We start from the raw sequence: 20,782 nt of genomic DNA on the forward strand, positions 1-20,782 counted from the left end.
AAAATACGTATGCTATTGGTTTATTCATAAAATAATTCTCAATCTGATTTTTAGGTCAGAACTTGAAAATGATCAGTTATTTTGTAATATCTCTTCCGATTACCATTCTCTGGATTTCTGAAGTTCCTTCACCGATGGTGCATAATTTAGAATCTCTGTAGAATTTCTCAGCAGGGAAGTCCTTTGTATATCCGTAACCTCCGAAGATCTGTACGGCATTGTTGGAAATTCTTACACATGCCTCAGAAGCGTACAGTTTAGCCATTGCTCCTTCTTTGGTCATTTTTTGTTTAGCATTTTTCAATGTAGATGCTCTTTGGATCAGAAGTTCAGCAGCATCAATTTCTGTTGCCATATCAGCAAGCATAAAGTTGATGGCCTGGAATTCAGCAATTGCTTTTCCAAACTGGTGTCTTTCTTTAGCATATTTTAAAGCCGCTTTGTAAGCTCCTCTTGCTGTTCCTAAACTTAAAGCAGCGATAGAAATTCTACCACCATCTAAGATTTTCATAGCCTGCTTGAAACCTTCACCTACTTCACCTAATCTGTGAGAATCCGGTACACGAACGCTGTCGAAAATAAGTTCAGCCGTTTCAGAAGCACGCATTCCTAATTTATTTTCTTTTTTTCCTGATGTGAAGCCAGGCATTCCTTTTTCCAGAACAAAAGCAGTAGAGTTATTTTTAGCTCCTATTTCACCTGTTCTGGTCATTACTACGGCAATATCTCCTGAAATCGCGTGCGTGATGAAGTTTTTAGCACCGTTGATCACCCAGTCATCACCGTCTTTTACAGCAGTTGTAGACATACCTCCTGAATCAGAACCTGTATTGTGCTCTGTAAGTCCCCATGCGCCGATCACTTTTCCTGAAGCAAGCTGTGGAAGCCATCTGTGTCTCTGCTCCTCATTTCCGAACTCATAGATATGATTGGTACAAAGTGAATTATGAGCTGCTACAGAAAGACCGATAGAAGGGTCTACCTGAGAGATTTCATCCAGAATGGTAACATATTCATGATAACCCAGACCGGAACCTCCGTACTGCTCAGGAACTACGATCCCCATAAATCCCATCTCTCCTAACTGGTGAAATAAGTCTTTTGGAAATGTTTGGCTCTCGTCCCACTCCATAATATTCGGTCTGATATTTTTCTCAGCAAATTCTCTTGCTGTCTCCGCTATCATTTTAATGTTGTCAATAGTCTCTGTGTTCATATAGATAAAATAGTTAGTTCCCAAAGATAATTAAATTGACGGAAAGCCAAAAATAATTATTGAGCTCATAGCATTGTTTACGCAATATTTTAATAATCAATTTTTTATATTTTAATAATTAATGATTTTTTAATAAATTTTTCAGAACTTTAAGTGTTTTAATTTACTATTTTAGCCTCCCAATTTTTAAGGAATGAAAAAACTTCTACTACCTATTATTTTAATCTCCTCATTTATTTCCGCCCAGGCTCCGGCGGGATATTATGACGGAACAGTGGGACTTAGCGGCTATGCGCTGAAGTCTAAGTTGCATGATATTATTGCTGAAAAGAATGTCAACTGGAACTACAGTGATTTACCCAACCTGTATAATCAGACAGATTTAGATAAATATTATGATCATGGACCAAGTAATACTACGATCTTGCTTGATATGTATTCCGAAATCCCTACCGGAGCTGATGCTTATGAGTATACATCGGCCAACTTAATAAGTACATCAGGAGCTGAAGGATTGGGATACAACAGGGAACATGCTGTGCCGCAAAGTACTTTTAACAGTAACTATCCAATGTATTCTGATTTACACTTTGTGATTCCTACAGATGCAAGAATTAATCAGTTACGGAATAATTATCCTTACGGGGTGGGTAATTCTACCGTACATTATACCTTTACAAACACGTCCAGAATTGCTAACAGTGCGATTCCTAATTATGCATATACCAATAGGGTTTATGAGCCGGTTGCTGAATTTAGAGGTGATATTGCACGAATGCTCTTATATTTTGCGATACGATATGAAAATAAGCTGCCATCATTTAATTATTTCACCAATATTAATCCTGCGATAGACAGATCTCCTTTTGATGGAACGGCAGAAAGGGCTTTCGACCCGGAATATATTGCAATGTTACTTCAATGGCATACTCAGGATCCTGTTTCTCAGCGGGAGATTGACAGAAATAATGCTATATATGCCATTCAGAAAAACAGAAATCCTCTCATTGATAATCCACAGTGGGTGAACGCTATTTGGGTACAGACTCCGGATGCAGTATCACCTCAGGCTCCAGTTAATCTTACGGTTTCGCAGACCGGAGCTTATTTTGCCAATTTAAATTGGTCACCAAGTACAAGTTCAGATGTTATAGGATATAATATTTATCAGAATGGTGTTTTAGTGGCCACCACAAAATCTACATCAATAGTAATTGATCATCTGACACCTTCTACCTCTTATTCTTTTACAGTAAAAGCATATGATCAAGGCTACCTGCAATCTATTGACAGTAATGCGGTTACGGCACCTACAATAGCTCCTGATACCAATTCTAAAGATCTTTTTATAATTAAATATATTGAAGGGACAGGAAATAGCAAGGCTCTGGAAATTGTAAACAAGACAGGTCATGAGGTAGACTTAAAAAATTACAGCATAAGAGTGCAGTACTACAACAATTCAAGTGGTTCTTATTATTATGGCAACAGTTTTGAACTTGAGGGAAAAATATCCAATAACCAAAATTTTGTCATTATGAACCCTAAATCTGCATTATCATGTTACACCAATGATGATGCACGTTTTCTTACAGCAGGTGAAGCATTGACTTTTGCAGGAACCCAATATGTAGAGCTGGCCTATAAATCAACAACGGTTGATGCTATAGGAAGTAAATTCGTAAGCAATTCATATGGAGATATTTCTCTTTACAGAAAAAGTACCATCAACCAGCCAACAAGCACATTTACTTTAGGAGAGTGGGATTCCTATCCTGTGAATTATTGCCAGAATCTTGGAGGAACTTTATCTACGACTGATCTTATCACTTCAAATAAAGAATTTAAAATATATCCGAACCCGATTCATGACGATCTTTTTGTAAGCGGAGAAACTCAGGATATTAAGATGGCTCAGGTATTGGACGTTTCAGGAAAAATAATTTATACTGAAAAAGATCCGTTCAGAAACAAGAAGAATATTTCTCTTCAGAATCTTTCTGCAGGTTTTTATTTCTTAAAACTTGATGAAAAAGTGTATCAGTTTATCAAAAAATAAAAAATACACCCAACCAGTCATTGCGAGCGAAGCGATGCAATCTCATCAATATTTGCTAAAAAGCTTATAAACAATACATAATTGATATAAGCAGATTCACTAATAATCAATATCTATAAGTGTTTCTGCTTATATTTTTTATTTATAAGTAATTATGCTTATATTTGCACAATGATAGCGGTCATAACCGGTGATATTATAAATTCACAGCATGCAGACACGGAAGTTTGGATCACCAGACTCAAGAATCTCCTGGAAAATTGGGGAAGTTCACCGCTCGCATGGGAAATCTACAGAGGAGACGAGTTCCAGTTTAAGTGTAGCATTGATGAAGTGTTCTGGCGTTTTCTAGCCATAAAGTCCCTCATAAGAAGTCAGGAAAATTTAGATGTAAGAATTGCTATAGGCATTGGTGAAGAGAATTTTTCCTCTGAAAAAATCACCGAATCCAATGGAACGGCTTATGTACATTCCGGACGACTGCTCAACGACCTTAAGAGTGACGGACACACCGTTTCTATAAAAACCTCCAACGAAGCCGTAGACAGAGATTTAAATATCCTCCTGAAATGGTCTTCCAAAGATTTCGACAGCTGGACGGTAGCCACGGCAGAGATCATTCACGAAATGATCATGAATCAGGATATCACACAGGAAGATCTCGCTAAGAAATTTGCCATTTCACAGTCCTCCGTAAGTCAGAGGCTGAAACGCGCCAACTACGAACTTATCGTAGAAACTAATCAATATTTTAGAAAGAAAATCTCAGAACTGTAAGCATGATCTTTACTAAACTCATATTGGCACATCTATTCGGAGATTTTATTCTTCAGCCAGATTCTTGGGTTGCAGATAAAGAACGCCGTAAGCTGAAAAGCCCGTATTTGTACCTGCATGTTCTAATCCATACTATTTTAAGTTTTGTTTTCCTTTGGAATACAGATCTTTGGTGGGTTTCCATTTTGGTTGGGATCACGCATCTTATTATTGATGCTTCAAAACTGATCTTTCAAAACGTAAAGAATAAGAAGAGATGGTTTTTCATTGATCAGATGCTGCATATTCTGGTTATTCTGGGCATCTCATTCTATTTCAAAGAATTCAATTTTGATTTTCTGAGCAATCAGGAAGTTTTAAAAATTGGGATGGCGGCATTGTTTCTGTCAACACCAGCATCCATCTTTATCAAAATATTATTGTCTTCATGGACTCCGGTTCCGGAGACACAAAGCAGTTTACAGACCGAATCGCTGTCGAGTGCAGGAAAATATATCGGAATATTGGAACGTCTTCTGGTTTTCACTTTTATTATGGTGAACCATTGGGAAGGCGTAGGTTTTATGGTGGCTGCCAAATCGGTTTTCAGATTCAGTGATCTGGCACAGGCTAAACAACGGAAACTTACAGAATATGTACTGATCGGAACATTGTTGAGTTTCGGATTAGCTGTTTTAACAGGAATTTTAATAAAGTAATATAAAATAAATCTAACTAACAAGAATTTAGAAATGGAAAAGAAAGAAATGTTGTACGAAGGTAAAGCAAAACAGGTATTTGCTACCGATAATCCTAATGAAGTAGTGGTACGTTTTAAAGACGACGCTACAGCATTTAACGCTCAAAAAAGAGGGTCTGTTGATTTGAAAGGCGAAATGAACAACGCGATCACTACGCTGATTTTTGAATACTTAAATGAAAAAGGGATTAAAACTCATTTCATCAAACAATTAGACGAGAGAGAGCAGCTGGTAAAAAAAGTATCCATCATTCCATTGGAAATGGTGGTAAGAAACTACTCTGCAGGAAGTATGGCTCAAAGATTAGGAGTAGAAGAAGGAATTAAATCTCCGGTGACCATCTTCGATATCTGCTACAAAAAAGACGAGTTGGGAGATCCGCTTATCAACGATCACCATGCCGTTTTCTTAGGAGCAGCAACGTATGAGGAATTGGATGAAATGTATGAATTGACTTCTGACATCAACGAAATCCTGATCGATCTTTTTGATAAAATGAACATCATCCTGGTTGATTTCAAAATTGAATTAGGAAAAACGGCAGACGGGGAAATCATCCTTGCTGACGAAATTTCTCCTGATACATGCAGACTTTGGGATAAAGATACCATGAAGAAACTGGATAAAGACAGATTCAGAAGAGATCTTGGAGAAGTGACGGAAGCTTACGTAGAGATCTACAACCGTCTGAAAAATTTACTTGGTAAGTAAATTGGAGAAGTTAGAAGTTAGATATTAGAAGTTAGTATGAAATCGCATCGGATAGAAGATTTGAAGGTCTGGAAGAAATCAATGGCTTTGGTAAAAGAAGTTTATTTAGTTTCTGCAGAACTGCCAGCTGAAGAAAAATTTGGTCTGCTGTCTCAAATCAGAAGATGTGCCGTTTCAATACCCTCTAATATTGCTGAAGGAGCTGGAAGAAATAATAAGAATGAGTTCTATCAATTTCTTGGAATTGCATTTGGTTCTACCTATGAACTGCAAACCCAATTACAGTTGTTAATAGATCTGGATTTTATTTCTGAAGCTAAAGTAGTACCTTTAAAAGAACTTTTAGCTGAAATTCAGAAGATGATATACTCATTAAAAGAAAGTTTAAAATTATAATTGAAGTTGACTTAGACTAATTTCTAACATCTAATATCTAACTTCTAATTTAGAAAAAATAGAAATGAAAAGTTTAGACATTCATAAAAGTGAATATTTAAAACAGTTTAAAGGCCAGACCTACGGGAGGAATCTTTTCAGAACGCAGGAAGAAGAAAGACTGGATGCTCCCAATGAGGAGTGCGGAATCTTCGGACTGTATTCTGACAATGATCTCGATACGTTTTCGCTTTCACAGTTCGGACTTTTTGCCCTCCAGCACAGAGGACAGGAAGCCTGCGGTATTTCCGTTTTAAAAGACGGGAAAATCACGAACATGAAAGACGAAGGATTGGTTTTAGACGTTTATAAAGAAATTCAGGAACCTGAGGCTTTTATGGGAAATTCTGCGATCGGGCATACCCGTTATACCACTGCAGGAGACAAAAAGAAGTATAATTTCCAGCCGTTCTTCGCGAAAAACGAGTACGACCAGATTATTCTTTCTATAGCGCATAACGGTAACCTTACCAATGCGAGAGAATTAAAAAATGAACTGGAAGCTGAAGGCGTTGTCTTCAGAGCTACTTCTGATTCTGAGGTTATTTTAAGATTGATCCAGAAAAATCTTGACTTAGGACTTCGTGGAGCTATCAAAGCTACCATGGAGAAAATTGAAGGTGCTTATTCCGTAGTAGGGATGACGAGAAATAAATTCTTTGCATTCAGAGATTTCAATGGGATCCGTCCATTGGTTTTAGGAGCCGTTGACGAAAATACTTATGTGGTAGCTTCCGAATCTGTTGCTTTGGATGCTGTAGGCGCTCAGTATGTGCGTGATATCCTTCCGGGAGAGATTATTTACACCAATGAAAATGAGCCTGGAAAACTTCAGTCTTATATGGTGAATGAAGGAAGAGGGAAGCAGAGAATCTGTTCTTTTGAATACATCTACTTCGCAAGACCTGACTCTACGCTGGAAAACATCAACGTATATGAAATCAGAGAAAAGTCCGGTGAAAAGATCTGGGAGCAGGCTCCTGTAGAAGCTGATATCGTGATCGGGGTTCCTGATTCAGGAGTTCCGGCTGCCATAGGTTTCTCAAAAGCTTCCGGAATACCTTTCCGTCCCGTTCTGATCAAAAACAGATACATCGGAAGAAGTTTCATCGTTCCTACACAGGAAATGAGAGAAAGGGTAGTGAACCTTAAGCTTAACCCGATTATTTCTGAGATCAAGGATAAAAGAGTAGTGATCATCGACGATTCTATCGTAAGAGGAACTACTTCCAAGAGATTGGTGAAAATATTGAAGGATGCAGGCGTAAAAGAGATCCACTTCAGAAGTGTTTCTCCTCCTATTATTGCTCCGTGCTACTTAGGAATCGATACTCCGTCAAAAGATGACCTGATTTCAGCCAATATGACTACGGAAGAGCTTAGAGATTATCTGGGTGTGGACTCATTAGAGTTTTTAAGCACAGAAAACCTGAAAGAAATTTTAGGATCTTCCAACCACTGTTTCGGATGTTTCACAGAAGAATATCCGGTAGAAAAAGGAGAGGAAATAGAATTATTTAATTAATCATCTACGATTCGAAATAAAAAAGAAGAAGCCAGGCATTGAGTCTGGCTCTTTTTGTTTTTATAAATGTATCAAAAGCTTAATATTCCTTTATCATACAGTACAGGGGCAAATTCTAAATTTGTTTCCTTAAACTGTAGCAAAATGAAGAACGTATTTTTAACCGGTGCTTTTCTGGTACTGACCCAATGGTATTCCTCTCAGACTTTTGATAATCAGGCACACCGTGGCGGAAAGTCCCTGTATCCTGAAAATACAATTCCGGCCATGAAGAATGCCCTGAAAATGAATGTAACGACACTCGAAATGGACCTTGCGATCACGAAAGACAAAAAAGTAATCCTTTCCCATGATGCTTTTCTTTCCCCTGAATTAATAACAAAACCGGACGGAACTTATATTCCGAAAGACTCCGGGTTTTACTATAAAATTTATGATATGTCCTATGCAAAGATTCAGACCTTTGACGTAGGTTCAAAGAAGCTTGACCGCTATCCTGACCAGAAGAAAATGAAGGTTCAGAAACCGCTCTTCGCAGATGTAGTAGATGCCTGTGAGGCTTATTCCCGCGAACTTAAAAGACCTTTGCCGTTTTATAATATAGAAACCAAAACACGTCCTTTTTCCGACAATATATTTCATCCGGAACCTAAGGAATTTGTCGATCTGATGATGAAGATTATCGTCAAAAAAGGCATTCAGGACCGGGTCATTATTCAGTCATTTGATCCCAGAACACTGGAAATTATCCATAAAGAATACCCTAAGATCATGACTGCTTTGCTGGTAGAAAAAGTCGATGATAAAAAGATAGCCCAGCAGCAGACTCATTTCGAAAATATACCTGTTGAAAAATTCAAACAGTATCCGAATCATTTGAATGGTGTGGCAGGAGATATGAAATTTCTGAGTTTTACCCCAACCATTTACAGCCCTGAACATACACTTGTGACTTCAAAATTGGTACAGGAATGCCACGCATTGGGGATGAAAGTGATCCCATGGACCGTCAATACCAAAGAAAGATTAAAAGAATTAAAAGAGATGGGAATAGACGGAGTGATCAGCGATGATCCGCGGATATTTGAATAACCGGTAAAGAGGTTTGAGGGTGGGAGTGTTTTAGGGTTTGAGAGTTTCGGAATGCGAAGTGCGGGTTTTGTATGTTGGAGTGTCGGAGCGTTTTATGGTTTATGTGTCGGAGTGTTTTATGGTTTATGTGTCGGAGTGTTTTAGGGTTTTAGGGTTTGAGAGTTTAATGCATTGAGAAGCATTGAATAAATGACAAATACCTGGTGGCTGAGGCCACTCGAAGCCACCATCCATAATATGTGAAATCTAGCATCTGAAATCATAATTAACCAAAAAACGAAAGTCCGGACTTAAAAAAATTAAATCCGGACTTTACTATAGGTTAAATAATTGATTGTCTCTTATTAGAACTTGTAATTCAGACCTAACTGAAATGCTCTGTGGTTCAATGGTTCTGTACCCTCAGGCTTTTGGTTTCTCATATCCGTAAGACTGTTGATGTATCTTGCGTTGATTCCCAGGTTTTGAGTAATATCATATCCAAGACCTAAACCTAATCCTAAATTAAATTTGTTAACATTATCTTTGTTAATGTCTTCAGAGTTAGATACCGACTGAGTTGTGGTAATACCACCTGTTGTCGTAGAAATCGTGCTGTCTCCGGAGTTTTTTCCGTTGATGAAATAGCTGAATTCAGGACCTGCCTCTACATAAAATCTTTCAGTAGGTCTCATTTGTACCATTAGAGGAACTGAGATATAGTTCATGGTAGTTTTGTACTCGCTTTTCGTTTTAACGTTCGTAGCACCCGTAGTTACATCTGTAGATGAGATCACGCTTCTGGCTCCTAACTGGTTGTATAAAACCTCTGGCTGCAAGCTGAATTTCTGAGAAATTGGAATATTAACTAAAACCCCAGCATGGAATCCGACTTTCTGGTTATTAAGGCTTAATTTCTGCTCACTGAAGTAAGAAGAGTTTCCCCCTGCTTTGATACCAAATCTGATCGGTTGTTTTTCTTTTTTGATAGGTTCCGGAGTTACTGTTTTTGTTTCCTGAGCAAATGTCATCATGCCAGCAGTAACTGCCAACCCTAGAAATAACTTCTTCATAATTTTATTTTTTAATTTTACTGTTGTACTTCGTGTCCGGTTTTTCAATCAGACTTGAATTATTTTGCAAAATGCTTGCCAAACTCGGAAAATCCTTATTTGAAGGGCTTTAGGAAGGGTTTTGGTTATTGTGTTTTATCTTCTTTTAACGAATTTTTATGAAAAATTTTATTATGAAATCCAGTTTTTTGATCATGATTTTATGCTAAAACGTGTTTATGTTGATGATTTAATATAGAAATTAAACCGGGGAAAATAAGATGATTAATATCCATTTTTTAAACTTTTGAAAAGATTACAAACGACAAAGCCTTTCTGAAATCATGTTAAGATAAAAAATGCCGGACCTCCGAAGAGATCCGACATTAAGGTGAAAATAATATATCTCTATTTGAATTTATATGCTAAGCCTACCTGAAATGCATTATTTCTAACCGCATCCGAATTACCATAATTATAAACATTGGTTAGACCTGCTGTAAATCTCGCCGTCACCGCAAGGTTTTGAGTAAAGTAATATCCTGTTCCAATACCGATTCCGAAATTGAATTTATTGAACATGGACATAGCAATTTTATCAGAATAACTCTGTGTACTGCTTGACCCGTCTATATTGCTGGTTTGGGTAAAGTCACCTTTGCTTTTTCCACCCAGCAGAAACCCGAATTCAGGACCTGCTTCTACATATAATTCAGGTAATAGGTTGTACTGCAGCATTACAGGAACTGAAAGATAGCTTAAAGAGAGAGTTTCTTTATTGTCCATTCTGGCTGAAGGAATATCAAAATTGATGGAACTTTTTATTTTTGAACCCAGTCCGTTATACAAGATTTCCGGCTGAACACTGAATTTACCCGAGATTGGGATATTAACGAAAACACCTGCATTAAAGCCAATTTTTGCATTTCGCTCATATTTTGACCAATAATAGTTATCTTCATTTCCATTGGTATGAGAAGAAATGTTCATTCCTCCCTTTACTCCAAAAGTAATAGGAGATTTAGATTTAGTTTCTGTTTTTTCCTGTGCAAATGCCAGCGAGCCCAATGAAATGGCCAATCCTAAAATTATTTTTCTCATGATTATGAAGTTTAGATTATTTTCTTAGCCTGTGGTAGAATTCCCATCAAGATGAGTAAATTTAAAAAAGTCTTATTATAAATCAAAAGACCAGGCTTAAACGAATAAACCTGACCTTTTGTACTCTTTTTACCAACACTGAATTAAATAAAATTCCAGCATTTTTCGATATAAATATTGATTATTTGAATTTGTAAGCTACACCCACCTGGAATGCATTATTTCTAATGGCATCTGAACTATTGTCCTTATAAATATCTGTAATACCTGCAGTGAATCTGGCTGTTACCCCAAAGTTCTGAGTGAAATAATATCCCGCTCCGATACCGATACCGAAATTGAATTTATTGTGAAGATCTTTAACAATTTTATCCGAAAAGCTTGTTGTTTGTGTAGTTGTAGTGTTTCCTGAAGTTACAGTCGTGGTAATATCTCCTTTGTCCTTTCCTCCTAAAAGAAATCCGAACTCAGGTCCTGCTTCTACATAAAGCTGAGGTAGGATATTGTACTGTACCATTACGGGAACCGTAAGATAGTTCAGTGTTTTTTTGTACTCAACTTCTCTTCTGTATTTATCAGAATTAACGTAGTACTGCTCTCTTTCTTCAGTTTTTGAACCCAATTGGCTGAAAAGAAGTTCAGGCTGAATGCTGAATTTCTCTGCTACCGGAATGTTTACAAATACTCCGGCATTAAAACCTGGCTTCAGTTTCTGATCGTTGTCATACTGGTCAGCTTTACTAAGAGTAGAAGCGTTGAATCCAGCTTTAACTCCGAAAGTTACTGGTGATGCAGATGCAGATTTAGTTTTTTCCTGTGCATTCACCAAAAGGCTTCCTGCAAATGCTAATCCTAAAATTAGTTTTTTCATGATTTTTTAAAGTTTAAACTTATGTTCCCACACTGCAGCAAAATTCCCGCCAAAGGGATTAAACTGATAAATATCATGTTTTACGCGAAAAGGTCAGGTTTAAATGAATAAACCTGACCTTTTCTATTGAAATCAATTTGTATATGAAGAAACTTTTTGCTTTCAGATACTGATTAAAACATCAATGTCTTCCGGCTTATCTGATATACGCAAACTCCTTGCCAAAAATGCTGAATGGAGAAAATTTTCCACACAAAAAAACCGGACTAAATACATAGTCCGGCTTTCTATTGAATATAAAATTTGTTATCTGAATGTTAAAGCTTATTATTTGAATTTATAAGCTAATCCTACCTGGAATGTGTTGTTTCTTACAGCATCAGATCCGTTAGGTCTGTTTTTAGCTACATCTGTTAAACCAGCAACATATCTAGCTGTAATTCCGAAGTTGTCTGTGAAGTAATATCCTGCTCCAAGACCGATCCCAAAGTTGAATGTTTTTAAATCATCTTTGTAGTTATCAGAAGTGGTAGAGTTTCCGTTAGATTCGTTTTTGATTTTGTTTTTTGCACTCACCATAAAACCAAACTCAGGACCTGCCTCTACAAATAGATTAGGGATCAGGTTGTACTGGAACATTACCGGTACAGCAATATAATCTAATTTAGTTGAAGAAGAATACTTATTTCCTAATACAGTATAATCTGCTTTTGAACCGTACTGAGAATATAAAACCTCCGGCTGAATGCTGAATGATTCTGCAACTGGAATGTTAGCAAATACACCTGCATTGAAACCGATTTTAGATTTTTGATCATCTAAACCTTCGTCTTTAGAAAGAGAAGATACGTTCATCCCACCTTTTACACCAAATGTTACCGGGTTAGATGAAGACTTTGGAGTCTGTTGTGCGAATGCCAGTGAACTTGCAGTTACTGCTAATCCTAAAATTAACTTTTTCATAACTTTAATTTTTTAATATTTTACTATTCTTAATTTTAAATTTTACTACCGTTCAATTTTTTGGTTGAACGCAGAGTATCTTTCAAATTGCTTGCCAAAAATAATTTACATGACAAAAGTCAGTTGTTTAGTAGCTTATATTTTAAAGTTAGTAGTATTCAATTATTTGATTTACAGTATTTTATATTTCCTATTAAACGTTTGTTTAGAAATGATCTAAATTGTAACTTGTCTAAAACTGTTCTGGATTCTATTAAAATAAGTTAAAAACAATGTTATTTCATAATAAGATGTAATATTGTAATGAAAGCTTTTAATGATTTGTACTCAGTCGGAAAAACCTGATAAAGAATCATTTCAGTGATTTCGTATATGATATAACCATAAACAAAAGGCTCCGATGGAACATAAAAAGATAGTAAGATTTACGGTAAGCCTTATTGTATTAATGGTGGCAGCCATGTTTGTAATGGTTTCAGGCATCATTGAATATCCTTTCACTATTTATGTGATGTCAGGGGTGGGTGTTGTGATCCTGCTCCTGACGGTAAAATTCATTTATGACTTTTTTACAGCAGTTCCTCCGCCTTTGACGACAGTTCATCGGGATGCTGGCGAACAGAAACTGTTCTTTATTTCATCTTACAGAAGCACAACGCTCAGTCTGGTGATGATCGTGTTGCCCGCGTTTTTTATTTATTTTTTACTTCCCATGGTTCCCGGAATTGTAAAAGAAATTCAAACGGGAAAGTCTGCTGCGCTTATTGTGATGTTGGTTTTATTGTTTATTTTATTTCTGGCATCAGTGTACAGCATTTTCACCGGAATCAAATTATTCATCCGAAGGAAAAAGATTGTACAGCTTATTATAAACGACGATAGTTTTGAATTTTTCCCAATCTATGACTTTGGGACCGGAACACGGAACTTTCAGGCAGTCTCTATGTTTTTTCGAACGAAAATGGAGAAAGCTTATTTTACAGATCAGTTGACAGTCAATATGGTAATCGATAAGTGGATGGGAAACAAGATAAGAGTTAAAGTAGAAGGAGTAGGTTTTTACCTTCCTTATTTATATAATGATACCAACGAGCTGGAAGAGGTTTATCAAACGATTAAAGGGCGCTTACAGCGAAAAATATCGGGGAATTAGGAATGGAAGCGGGAGATGGAGTATCAGCTGATAATTTTAATAGTTTCCGTTAATTAGAACCATGTCAAGGTTCGAAATCTTGACATGGTTAGTTGGCATATCTTAATCTTTTGTAGATTCTAACTTTAAACTTAAACTGTGTCCAGCTTTCTGTAAAATTCTAAAGATTTCAAAATGTTTTCCTGGCTGCACTGGTAATCATACGTACATGATCCTATTCCCGTAAGCAGGGAGAAATTAATTTTGCTGTCAGAATTCTTTTTATCATTAAGCAGAAGTTCCGTAATACTCTCGTCTGTAAAGTCGCTGATATCAAGGTAAGGATAATACCTCTTAATATTTTCGATGATAAAAGTGGCATCTTCCTCAGTAATAAGATCTTCAAGATTGGCCAGATGCGCTTCGCAGATCATTCCCATAGCGACTGCCTCTCCATGAAGGATAGGATTTCCCTGGCTCAGACAAAGACTCTCCACCGAATGTCCTATCGTGTGCCCGAAATTCAGGGTTTTTCTGATGTTTTTTTCATGGAAGTCCTTTTCTACAACGTCCTGCTTGATATCCATGGAAGTCTGAATATGAGGAACCACCGTTTCCACATCCAGTTTATGAATCTGAATCAGACTGTCCCAATGTGCTTTGTCAGCGATAAGACCGTGCTTCAGCATTTCTGCAAAACCGCTGCGTAATTCTTTAAAAGGAAGGGTTTTTAAAAATTTAGGATAAATAAAGATCTGTTCCGGGAAGGCAAAAGTTCCTACCATATTTTTATAATGCATCAGATCTATTCCAGTTTTTCCGCCTATAGAAGCATCACACATGGATAAAAGGGTAGTAGGGATATTGATGAACTGAACCCCTCTTTTATAGGTAGATGCAATAAAACCACCCATATCTGTGATCACACCGCCACCAAGATTGATGACCAATGCTTTTCTGTCCGCCTGCATTTCGGTAAGAATTTCCCAAAGCTGATTCGCGGTCTGGATATTTTTCATTTCCTCACCCGCCTCAATCTCTAAAATTTCAAAACCTAAGTCTGTTTCCATATTGCCCAAAAGGACCGGAAGACAATATTCATGGGTGTTTTCATCAACTAAAATAAAGATTTTACTGAAAGATTTTTCGTGTAGAAAACTGTTTAATTGAGAAAAATCATCGTTTAATATTGTTATCATTATTGGAGTTTCTTTAAAATTAAAATAAAACTATTCTGCAAAGTTATGATTCTTAATTTTTAACTCGTAACTAAATTACTATCTTTGCAGAAATTTTTAGAAATGAGCAGAGATAATAATAATTCAGAAAGACCCAAAAGACCAAGAACTTCAACAAGAAACAATTCTGATGATTCTCGTGCTTCCAGATCTGGAAATTCTTCAGGATCAAAACCTTTTAAGAAACCTTTTCCTAAAGCAGGCGAAAGAAATTTCGACAGTAAAGGCGGTAATTCAAAGTTTGGACAGAAACCTTTCAAAAGAAGTGATGACAGTGCAAAAAGCAGCGATGAAGAAGCTGGTGAAAAACCGGCAAGCAGAGCTTTCATTACCAATTCAACTGAAGGACGTGAGAGAAAGACTTTTGGTAAGCCAGCTGCAAAAAGAGGAGGTGCAAAGAGTTTTGATGCCAGAGACAAGTATGAAAGAGGCAGCCTGAAGTACGGAAGAAGACCATCAAGTGGAGATGACAAAAATGAAGATAAGGCAAGATCTTTTGTACAGAAAAGAAGGTTAAACAAGATTGAAAAAGATGTTCATAAAGACACCATCCGTCTTAATAAGTATATCGCAAACTCCGGGATCTGCAGCAGAAGAGAAGCTGACGAACTGATCACGCAGGGGCTGGTAGAAGTAAACGGAGTAGTGGTGAACGAAATGGGCTATCAGGTTCAGAAGACCGATAAAGTAGTTTTTGACGGACAGGGTATTACCCCTGAAAAACCGGTATATGTGCTTTTAAATAAACCGAAAGGATATATTTCTACCACTAAAGATGACAAAGCCAGAAAAACCGTAATGGATCTGGTAGCGAATGCATCACCGTACCGTCTTTTCCCTGTTGGAAGACTTGACCGTTCTACAACCGGAGTTATTCTTTTAACGAATGACGGACACATGACGAAAAAACTGACGCATCCATCTTTTGATGCTAAAAAGATCTATCATGTGACACTGGATAAAAAACTGACCAATGAAGACATGAGACTTATCGTAGAAGGAATTCGTCTTGACGAAGGAATCGCGGTAGTAGATCAGATTTCATTCATTGAAGGGAAACCTAAAAATGAAATCGGAATTGAAATTCATATCGGATGGAACCGTGTTATCAGAAGAATTTTCCAAAGACTTGGATACGAAGTGGAAGCTTTAGACAGAGTAATGTTTGCCGGAATGACCAAGAAAAACATCAAACGTGGACACTGGAGAATCCTTACAGAACTGGAAGTTAATAATCTTAAAATGCTTTAATAGCCCGTTGTGGGATTCGTAGTACGGAGTTTCGAGAAGTCGGTATTCGGGTTATGAATCACAATGGAAAGCTGAATTCTAAGCATTAGAAGAGAATTATAAAGTATAAAAAGCGTGGAAATTTTATTTCCGCGCTTTTTTGTTTTTTATATCAATTAAACGATTACCTGCAAAATTTGGGGAGCGGGTAAAATTTTTTAACGTAAAGCTTCATCTTGCTAACGTTTAGTTTTGAGGAAGGCAAAGACTTTGACTGCGTCACTTATGAAGTGATCGGTTTACAACATCCGCTTAATCGAATCAATGAAATTGATTCCTTCTTTGCAGCCTTAAATCATCGGTATCAAAATAGACCTTTGCGTGAAAAAAGCTTTCCCATTCCTCAAGTTTTTAAATTGATCCCATTAACTTTAAGTCAAAATAAAATCCTTATCTTCTCAGAACCCACAACCTGTTATTCCTTCAAAAACTGCGGAACCTTCCTCTGCGGACTCGCCTGTTCAAAAGTATAAGCCATATTAATCAGTTTTCCTTCGCTCCATTTTTCGGCAGAAAATAAAATACCGACAGGAAGTCCGTCGATATAGCCCATCGTCAGCGTAATGCTTGGATATCCCGCAATGGCTGCCGCATCTGCACTTCCGAACGTGTAATGATCTCCGTTTATTAAATCGGTTTTCCAGGCTTCTGTCGTTGTTGGGGAAATGATCGCATCCAGATTGTATTTTTTCATAGCGAGATCAATTCCCTTCTCACGGCTGCCTTCCTGTGCTGTTTTTATGGCTTTGGCATAGCCTTCTTCTTTGGTGCCATTACTTTTTGCAGCCATTTCCAGATATTCCTGCCCGAAATATTTTAGCTCTTCTTTATTATTTTTATTGAAAGCAATCAGTTCGTCTATATTTTTTACTGGTGCATTTTTACCCAGTGAGGCAAGATAATCGTTGATTCCATCTTTATATTCATCAATCATCAGTTCCAGAGATTTTTCATATACTTCTTGGGAAAGCAGATCTTTTTCTATTTCTACGATAACAGCTCCCTGACTTTCTAAAACCTTTAAGGTCTGTAAAAACAGTTCATCCACTTTTTTGCTGGCGCCGTTGGTGATTCCTTTTACATATCCTAATCTTTTTCCTTTCAATCCTTTTAAATTCAGGAATGGGGTGTAGTCTTTATGAAGAAATGGAGTATTTCCAAAGGTTTTCACGTCATTTTTATCTTCACCTACCATAGTTCCCAAACTTATCGCAACGTCTTTCACGGTTCTTGCCATAGGTCCCGGCGTGTCCTGTGTACTTGAAATAGGGATGATTCCCTGTCTTGAAATTAATCCCACCGTTGGTTTTAGCCCTACGATTCCATTGATACTGGAAGGACAGACGATAGATCCGTTGGTTTCCGTGCCAATAGCCACAATACCCAGATTGGCAGAGATAGCCGCTCCGGAACCGGCACTGGATCCGCAGGTATTTCTATCTAAAATGTATGGATTTTTTGTCAGGCCACCGAGTCCGCTCCAGCCGCTGGTAGATTTCATTCCCCGGAAATTGGCCCATTCGCTGAGATTGGTTTTTCCGATGATAACGGCGCCGGCTTCTCTTAATTTTTTTACCAGATAACTGTCCTGTAGCGGAAAAGAATTCTTTAATGCCAAAGATCCTGCGGTATTCGGCATTTTATCGTGGGTGTCTATATTGTCTTTCAGTAAAACAGGAATTCCAAACAGTGGTTTATTTTTAAATTTTGAACTGATATGATCCAAAGAATCTGCAATTCTGACCGCATCCGGATTGACGGTGATGATTGAATTAAGCTTGACTCCGTTTTTATCAACATCATTGATGCGCTTCAGATAAGCTTCCACTACTTCTTTTACCGTCGTTTTTTTGTCTTTGTAAAGACTTTGAATTTTCTGGATATCATATTCCAGATATTTAAATTCATTATGGGTTGTGTTTTGAGCTTTTCCCAGAACAGCAGTGAAAAATGCTGCCAATACAATGCTTTTTTTCATTCGGTGTATTTCTTTCAAATATAGATAATTATCTGAAAACCTGGGTTAGGAGTTATGAGTTTGATGCGGGATATGGATTCCGGGTTCCGAAATATCTCTCTGCCTACGACAAATAGTTCTCGACCCTAATTCCCCTTCCCTGAAGGGGTGGATTTTTGCGAAGCAAAAAGACGGGGTAGTTTAGAAAGTTATGTATTATGAGTTATAAGTGATAAGTTAATCCAGCCCAGACAACAATCAAAAAAGACGCAGAAAAAATTCCACGTCTTCAATATTTATAGTCAATGATAAACTGAAAATTAATATGCAGCAAGATACCGAAACCCGGAACCCGCACCCAATTAATTTCTAATCATCAAGCTTATCCCAAAATCGTAACCCCCTTCTGGATCATTTCATAAATAGCATCTCTACCATTCTCAGGTTTTACATTAACGGCTTTTGTTCCGTTGAAGTGAAGACAAGTGATGTATCCGTTGGCCACTGCATCTGTACAGGTGAATTTCACACAGTAATCCATCGCAAGACCTACAATTTCAACCAATTGGATTTCATGATATTTAAGGAAATCATCAAGTCCTGTTTTCATAAAGTGATTATTGTCCTGAAACCCGCTGTAGCTATCGATTTCAGTGTTTTTTCCTTTTTGAATGATATGGGTGACTTTATCTCTGTTTAAGTCTTTATGAAATTCTGCCCCGAAAGTTCCCTGGATACAGTGATCAGGCCACATAAACTGGGGAACACCATTCAGGATAATGCTTTCACCGACTTTTCTGTTGTTATTGCTGGCAAAACTTTTATGATTGGCAGGATGCCAGTCCTGAGTAAGAACGATTTGGTCATATTCATTTTCCTCCATCAGAAGATTGATGTATGGAATCACTTCATTCGCTTCCGGAACTGCTAATGCGCCGCCTTCACAGAAATCATTCTGTACATCTACGATTATTAACGCTTTTTTCATATTGAGATTTCTCGAATTTTGGATAAAAATACTCAAAAAATCGTCCAAAACTGAATTATCGGACAAATCGGCAATATAAATTTTTCGCCCTAAAAAGAAAATAATTGCAGTCAGCATCCGGTTTCGGGATATAAACCAAATATCAATAGCTTATCTTTGCAGGAAATAAGTATTTTATGTCATTTGAGTCGTTAGGATTATCACACAATATTATTCGTTCTGTCAATAAATTAGGGTATCTGAAGCCGTTCCCGATTCAGGAGCAGGCTATTCCTGTTATTTTGCAGGGAAAAGATCTGATGGGAATTGCACAGACCGGTTCCGGAAAAACAGCCTGTTTTGTGATGCCTATTTTAGAGAAATTACAAAACGCAGAAGTTAAAAAAGACCGTAATGTTCAGGTTTTAATATTGGTTCCTACCCGCGAGCTGGCGATTCAGATTGATGAAGTTTTCAGAGCTTTTACAGATAATCTGAAGCGTGAGATCCGTACGATGGCGGTTTATGGAGGGGTTTCCATCAATCCGCAGATGAAAGGAATGTTTGGGGTGGAAGTTCTTATTGCCACACCGGGCCGTTTATTGGATTTGATTGATCATAATGCTTTAAGTATTTCAGGAATTCAGCATTTGGTTATAGATGAAGCGGATAAAATGTTTCAGTTAGGTTTTGGAGAAGAAATGAATAAACTTTTCGCCCTGATGCCTGTCGGAAGGCAAACGACTTTGTTTTCGGCAACTTTAAATGATAAAGTAGCTGAAATGAAGGAGCGTTTGTCCATTAATCCAACAATGATTGAGATTAAAAAGGAAGAAGTTGAAATTGATAATATTGAGCAATTAGCTTATCATGTTTCTCCTGAAAACAAAGGACCTTTCTTACGTTATTTAATTAAGGAAAAGAAAGTGGAAAAAGCGTTGATCTTTGTTTCCTCTACAAGATCAGCTGATAATTTAGTGGAAAAACTTAAAAAGAATAAAATTAAGGCAGTAGCCATTCACAGTCAGAAATCACAGGGTGCCCGTAGAAATAACCTGGAAGAGTTTAAAGTAAACGGAGCTCAGATTTTAGTAGCTACAGATCTTATTGGCCGTGGTATCCACATCGAGTCTTTACCATGTGTGATCAATTATGAGTTACCACGTTCCCCGTTAGATTATATTCACCGTATCGGTAGAACAGGTCGTGCCAATGAAAAAGGAACGGCGATCAATATTCTGACAGATGACGAATTACAGCATTTCAGAGTGATTCAAAAGAAAATGGGTAAGAAAATAACGTTACAAAGAACCGAGGGCATTGATTTGCACGGTTACTAGCACAGTGATTTAAATAATAAGCTTCAATTTTAATAGAATTGGAGCTTTTTTTATCAGTAAATTATTCCGGATTTCGATGTAATGAAGGCTTAGTTTCAAAATTTTGGGAATAAAATAAGTATAATCAAACTTATCAGAGTCTGTTTAAAATTGATCTTAATTTTCTTAACCTCAATAAACTTTAGTTTATTTCTTAATTTAAACATTAAGGATTTAAGCAGTGTGTTTATTACTAAGAATGAAGAAATCAATAAATTGATTTTTTTTAAGTTCTTTAAGCACGCGATCTTTTTAAGATCTTAATTTCTTAATGTTTATAATATTTTTTTTGTTAGCA

Annotated in this window: 18 protein-coding genes; 10 read left to right on the forward strand and 8 right to left on the reverse strand. The window is 37.1% G+C overall.

From position 1 onward, the window contains the following. Positions 1–76 precede the first annotated feature (76 nt). Positions 77–1,216 (reverse strand): acyl-CoA dehydrogenase family protein, encoded by a 1,140-nt coding sequence (locus tag IW22_RS19775; RefSeq protein WP_034730182.1) that lies wholly within the window; start codon positions 1,214–1,216, stop codon positions 77–79. A 193-nt stretch (positions 1,217–1,409) separates the two neighbouring features. Between IW22_RS19775 and IW22_RS19780 the strand changes: the two genes are divergently transcribed. From IW22_RS19780 to IW22_RS19810, 7 genes are all read left to right on the forward strand, one after another. Next, entirely contained in the window at positions 1,410–3,275 is a 1,866-nt protein-coding gene (locus tag IW22_RS19780) for an endonuclease (protein ID WP_034730185.1), read from the forward strand. Between the two features lie 171 nt (positions 3,276–3,446). Further along, complete coding sequence (locus tag IW22_RS19785) at positions 3,447–4,052, forward strand: SatD family protein (RefSeq protein ID WP_034730188.1); 606 nt, start codon at positions 3,447–3,449, stop codon at positions 4,050–4,052. A gap of 2 nt (positions 4,053–4,054) precedes the next feature. After that, entirely contained in the window at positions 4,055–4,750 is a 696-nt protein-coding gene (locus IW22_RS19790) for a DUF3307 domain-containing protein (protein WP_034730192.1), read from the forward strand. A 33-nt stretch (positions 4,751–4,783) separates the two neighbouring features. Further along, positions 4,784–5,503, forward strand: coding sequence for a phosphoribosylaminoimidazolesuccinocarboxamide synthase (gene purC, locus IW22_RS19795; protein WP_034730194.1), 720 nt, complete (start codon positions 4,784–4,786; stop codon positions 5,501–5,503). A gap of 36 nt (positions 5,504–5,539) precedes the next feature. Next, positions 5,540–5,899, forward strand: coding sequence for a four helix bundle protein (locus tag IW22_RS19800; RefSeq protein WP_034730197.1), 360 nt, complete (start codon positions 5,540–5,542; stop codon positions 5,897–5,899). A gap of 64 nt (positions 5,900–5,963) precedes the next feature. Continuing rightward, a complete protein-coding gene (purF, locus tag IW22_RS19805; RefSeq protein WP_034730199.1) occupies positions 5,964–7,463 on the forward strand; it encodes an amidophosphoribosyltransferase in 1,500 nt (499 codons plus the stop codon). 144 nt (positions 7,464–7,607) lie between these two features. Continuing rightward, entirely contained in the window at positions 7,608–8,555 is a 948-nt protein-coding gene (locus IW22_RS19810) for a glycerophosphodiester phosphodiesterase family protein (protein WP_034730202.1), read from the forward strand. Positions 8,556–8,899: 344 nt separating this feature from the next. Here the strand turns inward: IW22_RS19810 and IW22_RS19815 are convergent, their stop codons facing one another. The 4 genes from IW22_RS19815 to IW22_RS19830 form a co-directional block, all read right to left on the reverse strand. Next, positions 8,900–9,607, reverse strand: coding sequence for a porin family protein (locus IW22_RS19815; protein WP_051891324.1), 708 nt, complete (start codon positions 9,605–9,607; stop codon positions 8,900–8,902). Positions 9,608–9,994: 387 nt separating this feature from the next. Then, entirely contained in the window at positions 9,995–10,687 is a 693-nt protein-coding gene (locus tag IW22_RS19820) for a porin family protein (RefSeq protein ID WP_034730206.1), read from the reverse strand. Between the two features lie 181 nt (positions 10,688–10,868). Next, positions 10,869–11,558 carry a porin family protein gene (locus tag IW22_RS19825; RefSeq protein WP_034730210.1) on the reverse strand — a complete coding sequence of 230 codons (690 nt, stop codon included), beginning with the start codon at positions 11,556–11,558 and terminating at the stop codon, positions 10,869–10,871. 327 nt (positions 11,559–11,885) lie between these two features. Beyond that, positions 11,886–12,521 carry a porin family protein gene (locus IW22_RS19830; protein WP_034730213.1) on the reverse strand — a complete coding sequence of 212 codons (636 nt, stop codon included), beginning with the start codon at positions 12,519–12,521 and terminating at the stop codon, positions 11,886–11,888. 400 nt (positions 12,522–12,921) lie between these two features. On the opposite strand from IW22_RS19830, the gene IW22_RS19835 reads away from it, so the two are divergent. Continuing rightward, positions 12,922–13,674 carry a hypothetical protein gene (locus IW22_RS19835; RefSeq protein ID WP_131401769.1) on the forward strand — a complete coding sequence of 251 codons (753 nt, stop codon included), beginning with the start codon at positions 12,922–12,924 and terminating at the stop codon, positions 13,672–13,674. Between the two features lie 131 nt (positions 13,675–13,805). Here IW22_RS19835 and aroB read toward each other — a convergent pair whose 3' ends face one another. Then, entirely contained in the window at positions 13,806–14,852 is a 1,047-nt protein-coding gene (gene aroB, locus IW22_RS19840; protein WP_034730220.1) for a 3-dehydroquinate synthase, read from the reverse strand. A 366-nt stretch (positions 14,853–15,218) separates the two neighbouring features. Between aroB and IW22_RS19845 the strand changes: the two genes are divergently transcribed. Next, complete coding sequence (locus IW22_RS19845) at positions 15,219–16,142, forward strand: pseudouridine synthase (protein WP_051891325.1); 924 nt, start codon at positions 15,219–15,221, stop codon at positions 16,140–16,142. 454 nt (positions 16,143–16,596) lie between these two features. Here IW22_RS19845 and IW22_RS19850 read toward each other — a convergent pair whose 3' ends face one another. Both IW22_RS19850 and pncA read right to left on the reverse strand, forming a co-directional pair. Beyond that, the gene (locus tag IW22_RS19850) at positions 16,597–18,159 is read right to left on the reverse strand and encodes an amidase (protein WP_034730227.1); all 1,563 of its coding nucleotides are present in this window, start codon (positions 18,157–18,159) and stop codon (positions 16,597–16,599) included. Positions 18,160–18,520: 361 nt separating this feature from the next. Next, the gene (gene pncA, locus IW22_RS19855; RefSeq protein WP_034730366.1) at positions 18,521–19,126 is read right to left on the reverse strand and encodes a bifunctional nicotinamidase/pyrazinamidase; all 606 of its coding nucleotides are present in this window, start codon (positions 19,124–19,126) and stop codon (positions 18,521–18,523) included. Between the two features lie 176 nt (positions 19,127–19,302). Here pncA and IW22_RS19860 point away from each other — a divergent pair, with 176 nt between their 5' ends. After that, positions 19,303–20,445, forward strand: a complete 1,143-nt coding sequence (locus IW22_RS19860; protein WP_034730230.1) for a DEAD/DEAH box helicase — start codon at positions 19,303–19,305, stop codon at positions 20,443–20,445. Positions 20,446–20,782: the final 337 nt, after the last annotated feature.

Origin of the sequence: Chryseobacterium sp. JM1 (assembly GCF_000737715.1) — a bacterium.
Classification (GTDB): domain Bacteria; phylum Bacteroidota; class Bacteroidia; order Flavobacteriales; family Weeksellaceae; genus Chryseobacterium.

Bases quoted from the DNA above. Each gene is read 5' to 3' on its own strand.
- IW22_RS19775 (WP_034730182.1), bottom strand. From the start codon at position 1,216: ATGAACACAGAGACTATTGACAACATTAAAATGATAGCGGAGACAGCA.
- IW22_RS19780 (WP_034730185.1), top strand. From the start codon at position 1,410: ATGAAAAAACTTCTACTACCTATTATTTTAATCTCCTCATTTATTTCC.
- IW22_RS19785 (WP_034730188.1), top strand. From the start codon at position 3,447: ATGATAGCGGTCATAACCGGTGATATTATAAATTCACAGCATGCAGAC.
- IW22_RS19790 (WP_034730192.1), top strand. From the start codon at position 4,055: ATGATCTTTACTAAACTCATATTGGCACATCTATTCGGAGATTTTATT.
- purC (WP_034730194.1), top strand. From the start codon at position 4,784: ATGGAAAAGAAAGAAATGTTGTACGAAGGTAAAGCAAAACAGGTATTT.
- IW22_RS19800 (WP_034730197.1), top strand. From the start codon at position 5,540: ATGAAATCGCATCGGATAGAAGATTTGAAGGTCTGGAAGAAATCAATG.
- purF (WP_034730199.1), top strand. From the start codon at position 5,964: ATGAAAAGTTTAGACATTCATAAAAGTGAATATTTAAAACAGTTTAAA.
- IW22_RS19810 (WP_034730202.1), top strand. From the start codon at position 7,608: ATGAAGAACGTATTTTTAACCGGTGCTTTTCTGGTACTGACCCAATGG.
- IW22_RS19815 (WP_051891324.1), bottom strand. From the start codon at position 9,607: ATGAAGAAGTTATTTCTAGGGTTGGCAGTTACTGCTGGCATGATGACA.
- IW22_RS19820 (WP_034730206.1), bottom strand. From the start codon at position 10,687: ATGAGAAAAATAATTTTAGGATTGGCCATTTCATTGGGCTCGCTGGCA.
- IW22_RS19825 (WP_034730210.1), bottom strand. From the start codon at position 11,558: ATGAAAAAACTAATTTTAGGATTAGCATTTGCAGGAAGCCTTTTGGTG.
- IW22_RS19830 (WP_034730213.1), bottom strand. From the start codon at position 12,521: ATGAAAAAGTTAATTTTAGGATTAGCAGTAACTGCAAGTTCACTGGCA.
- IW22_RS19835 (WP_131401769.1), top strand. From the start codon at position 12,922: ATGGAACATAAAAAGATAGTAAGATTTACGGTAAGCCTTATTGTATTA.
- aroB (WP_034730220.1), bottom strand. From the start codon at position 14,852: ATGATAACAATATTAAACGATGATTTTTCTCAATTAAACAGTTTTCTA.
- IW22_RS19850 (WP_034730227.1), bottom strand. From the start codon at position 18,159: ATGAAAAAAAGCATTGTATTGGCAGCATTTTTCACTGCTGTTCTGGGA.
- pncA (WP_034730366.1), bottom strand. From the start codon at position 19,126: ATGAAAAAAGCGTTAATAATCGTAGATGTACAGAATGATTTCTGTGAA.
- IW22_RS19860 (WP_034730230.1), top strand. From the start codon at position 19,303: ATGTCATTTGAGTCGTTAGGATTATCACACAATATTATTCGTTCTGTC.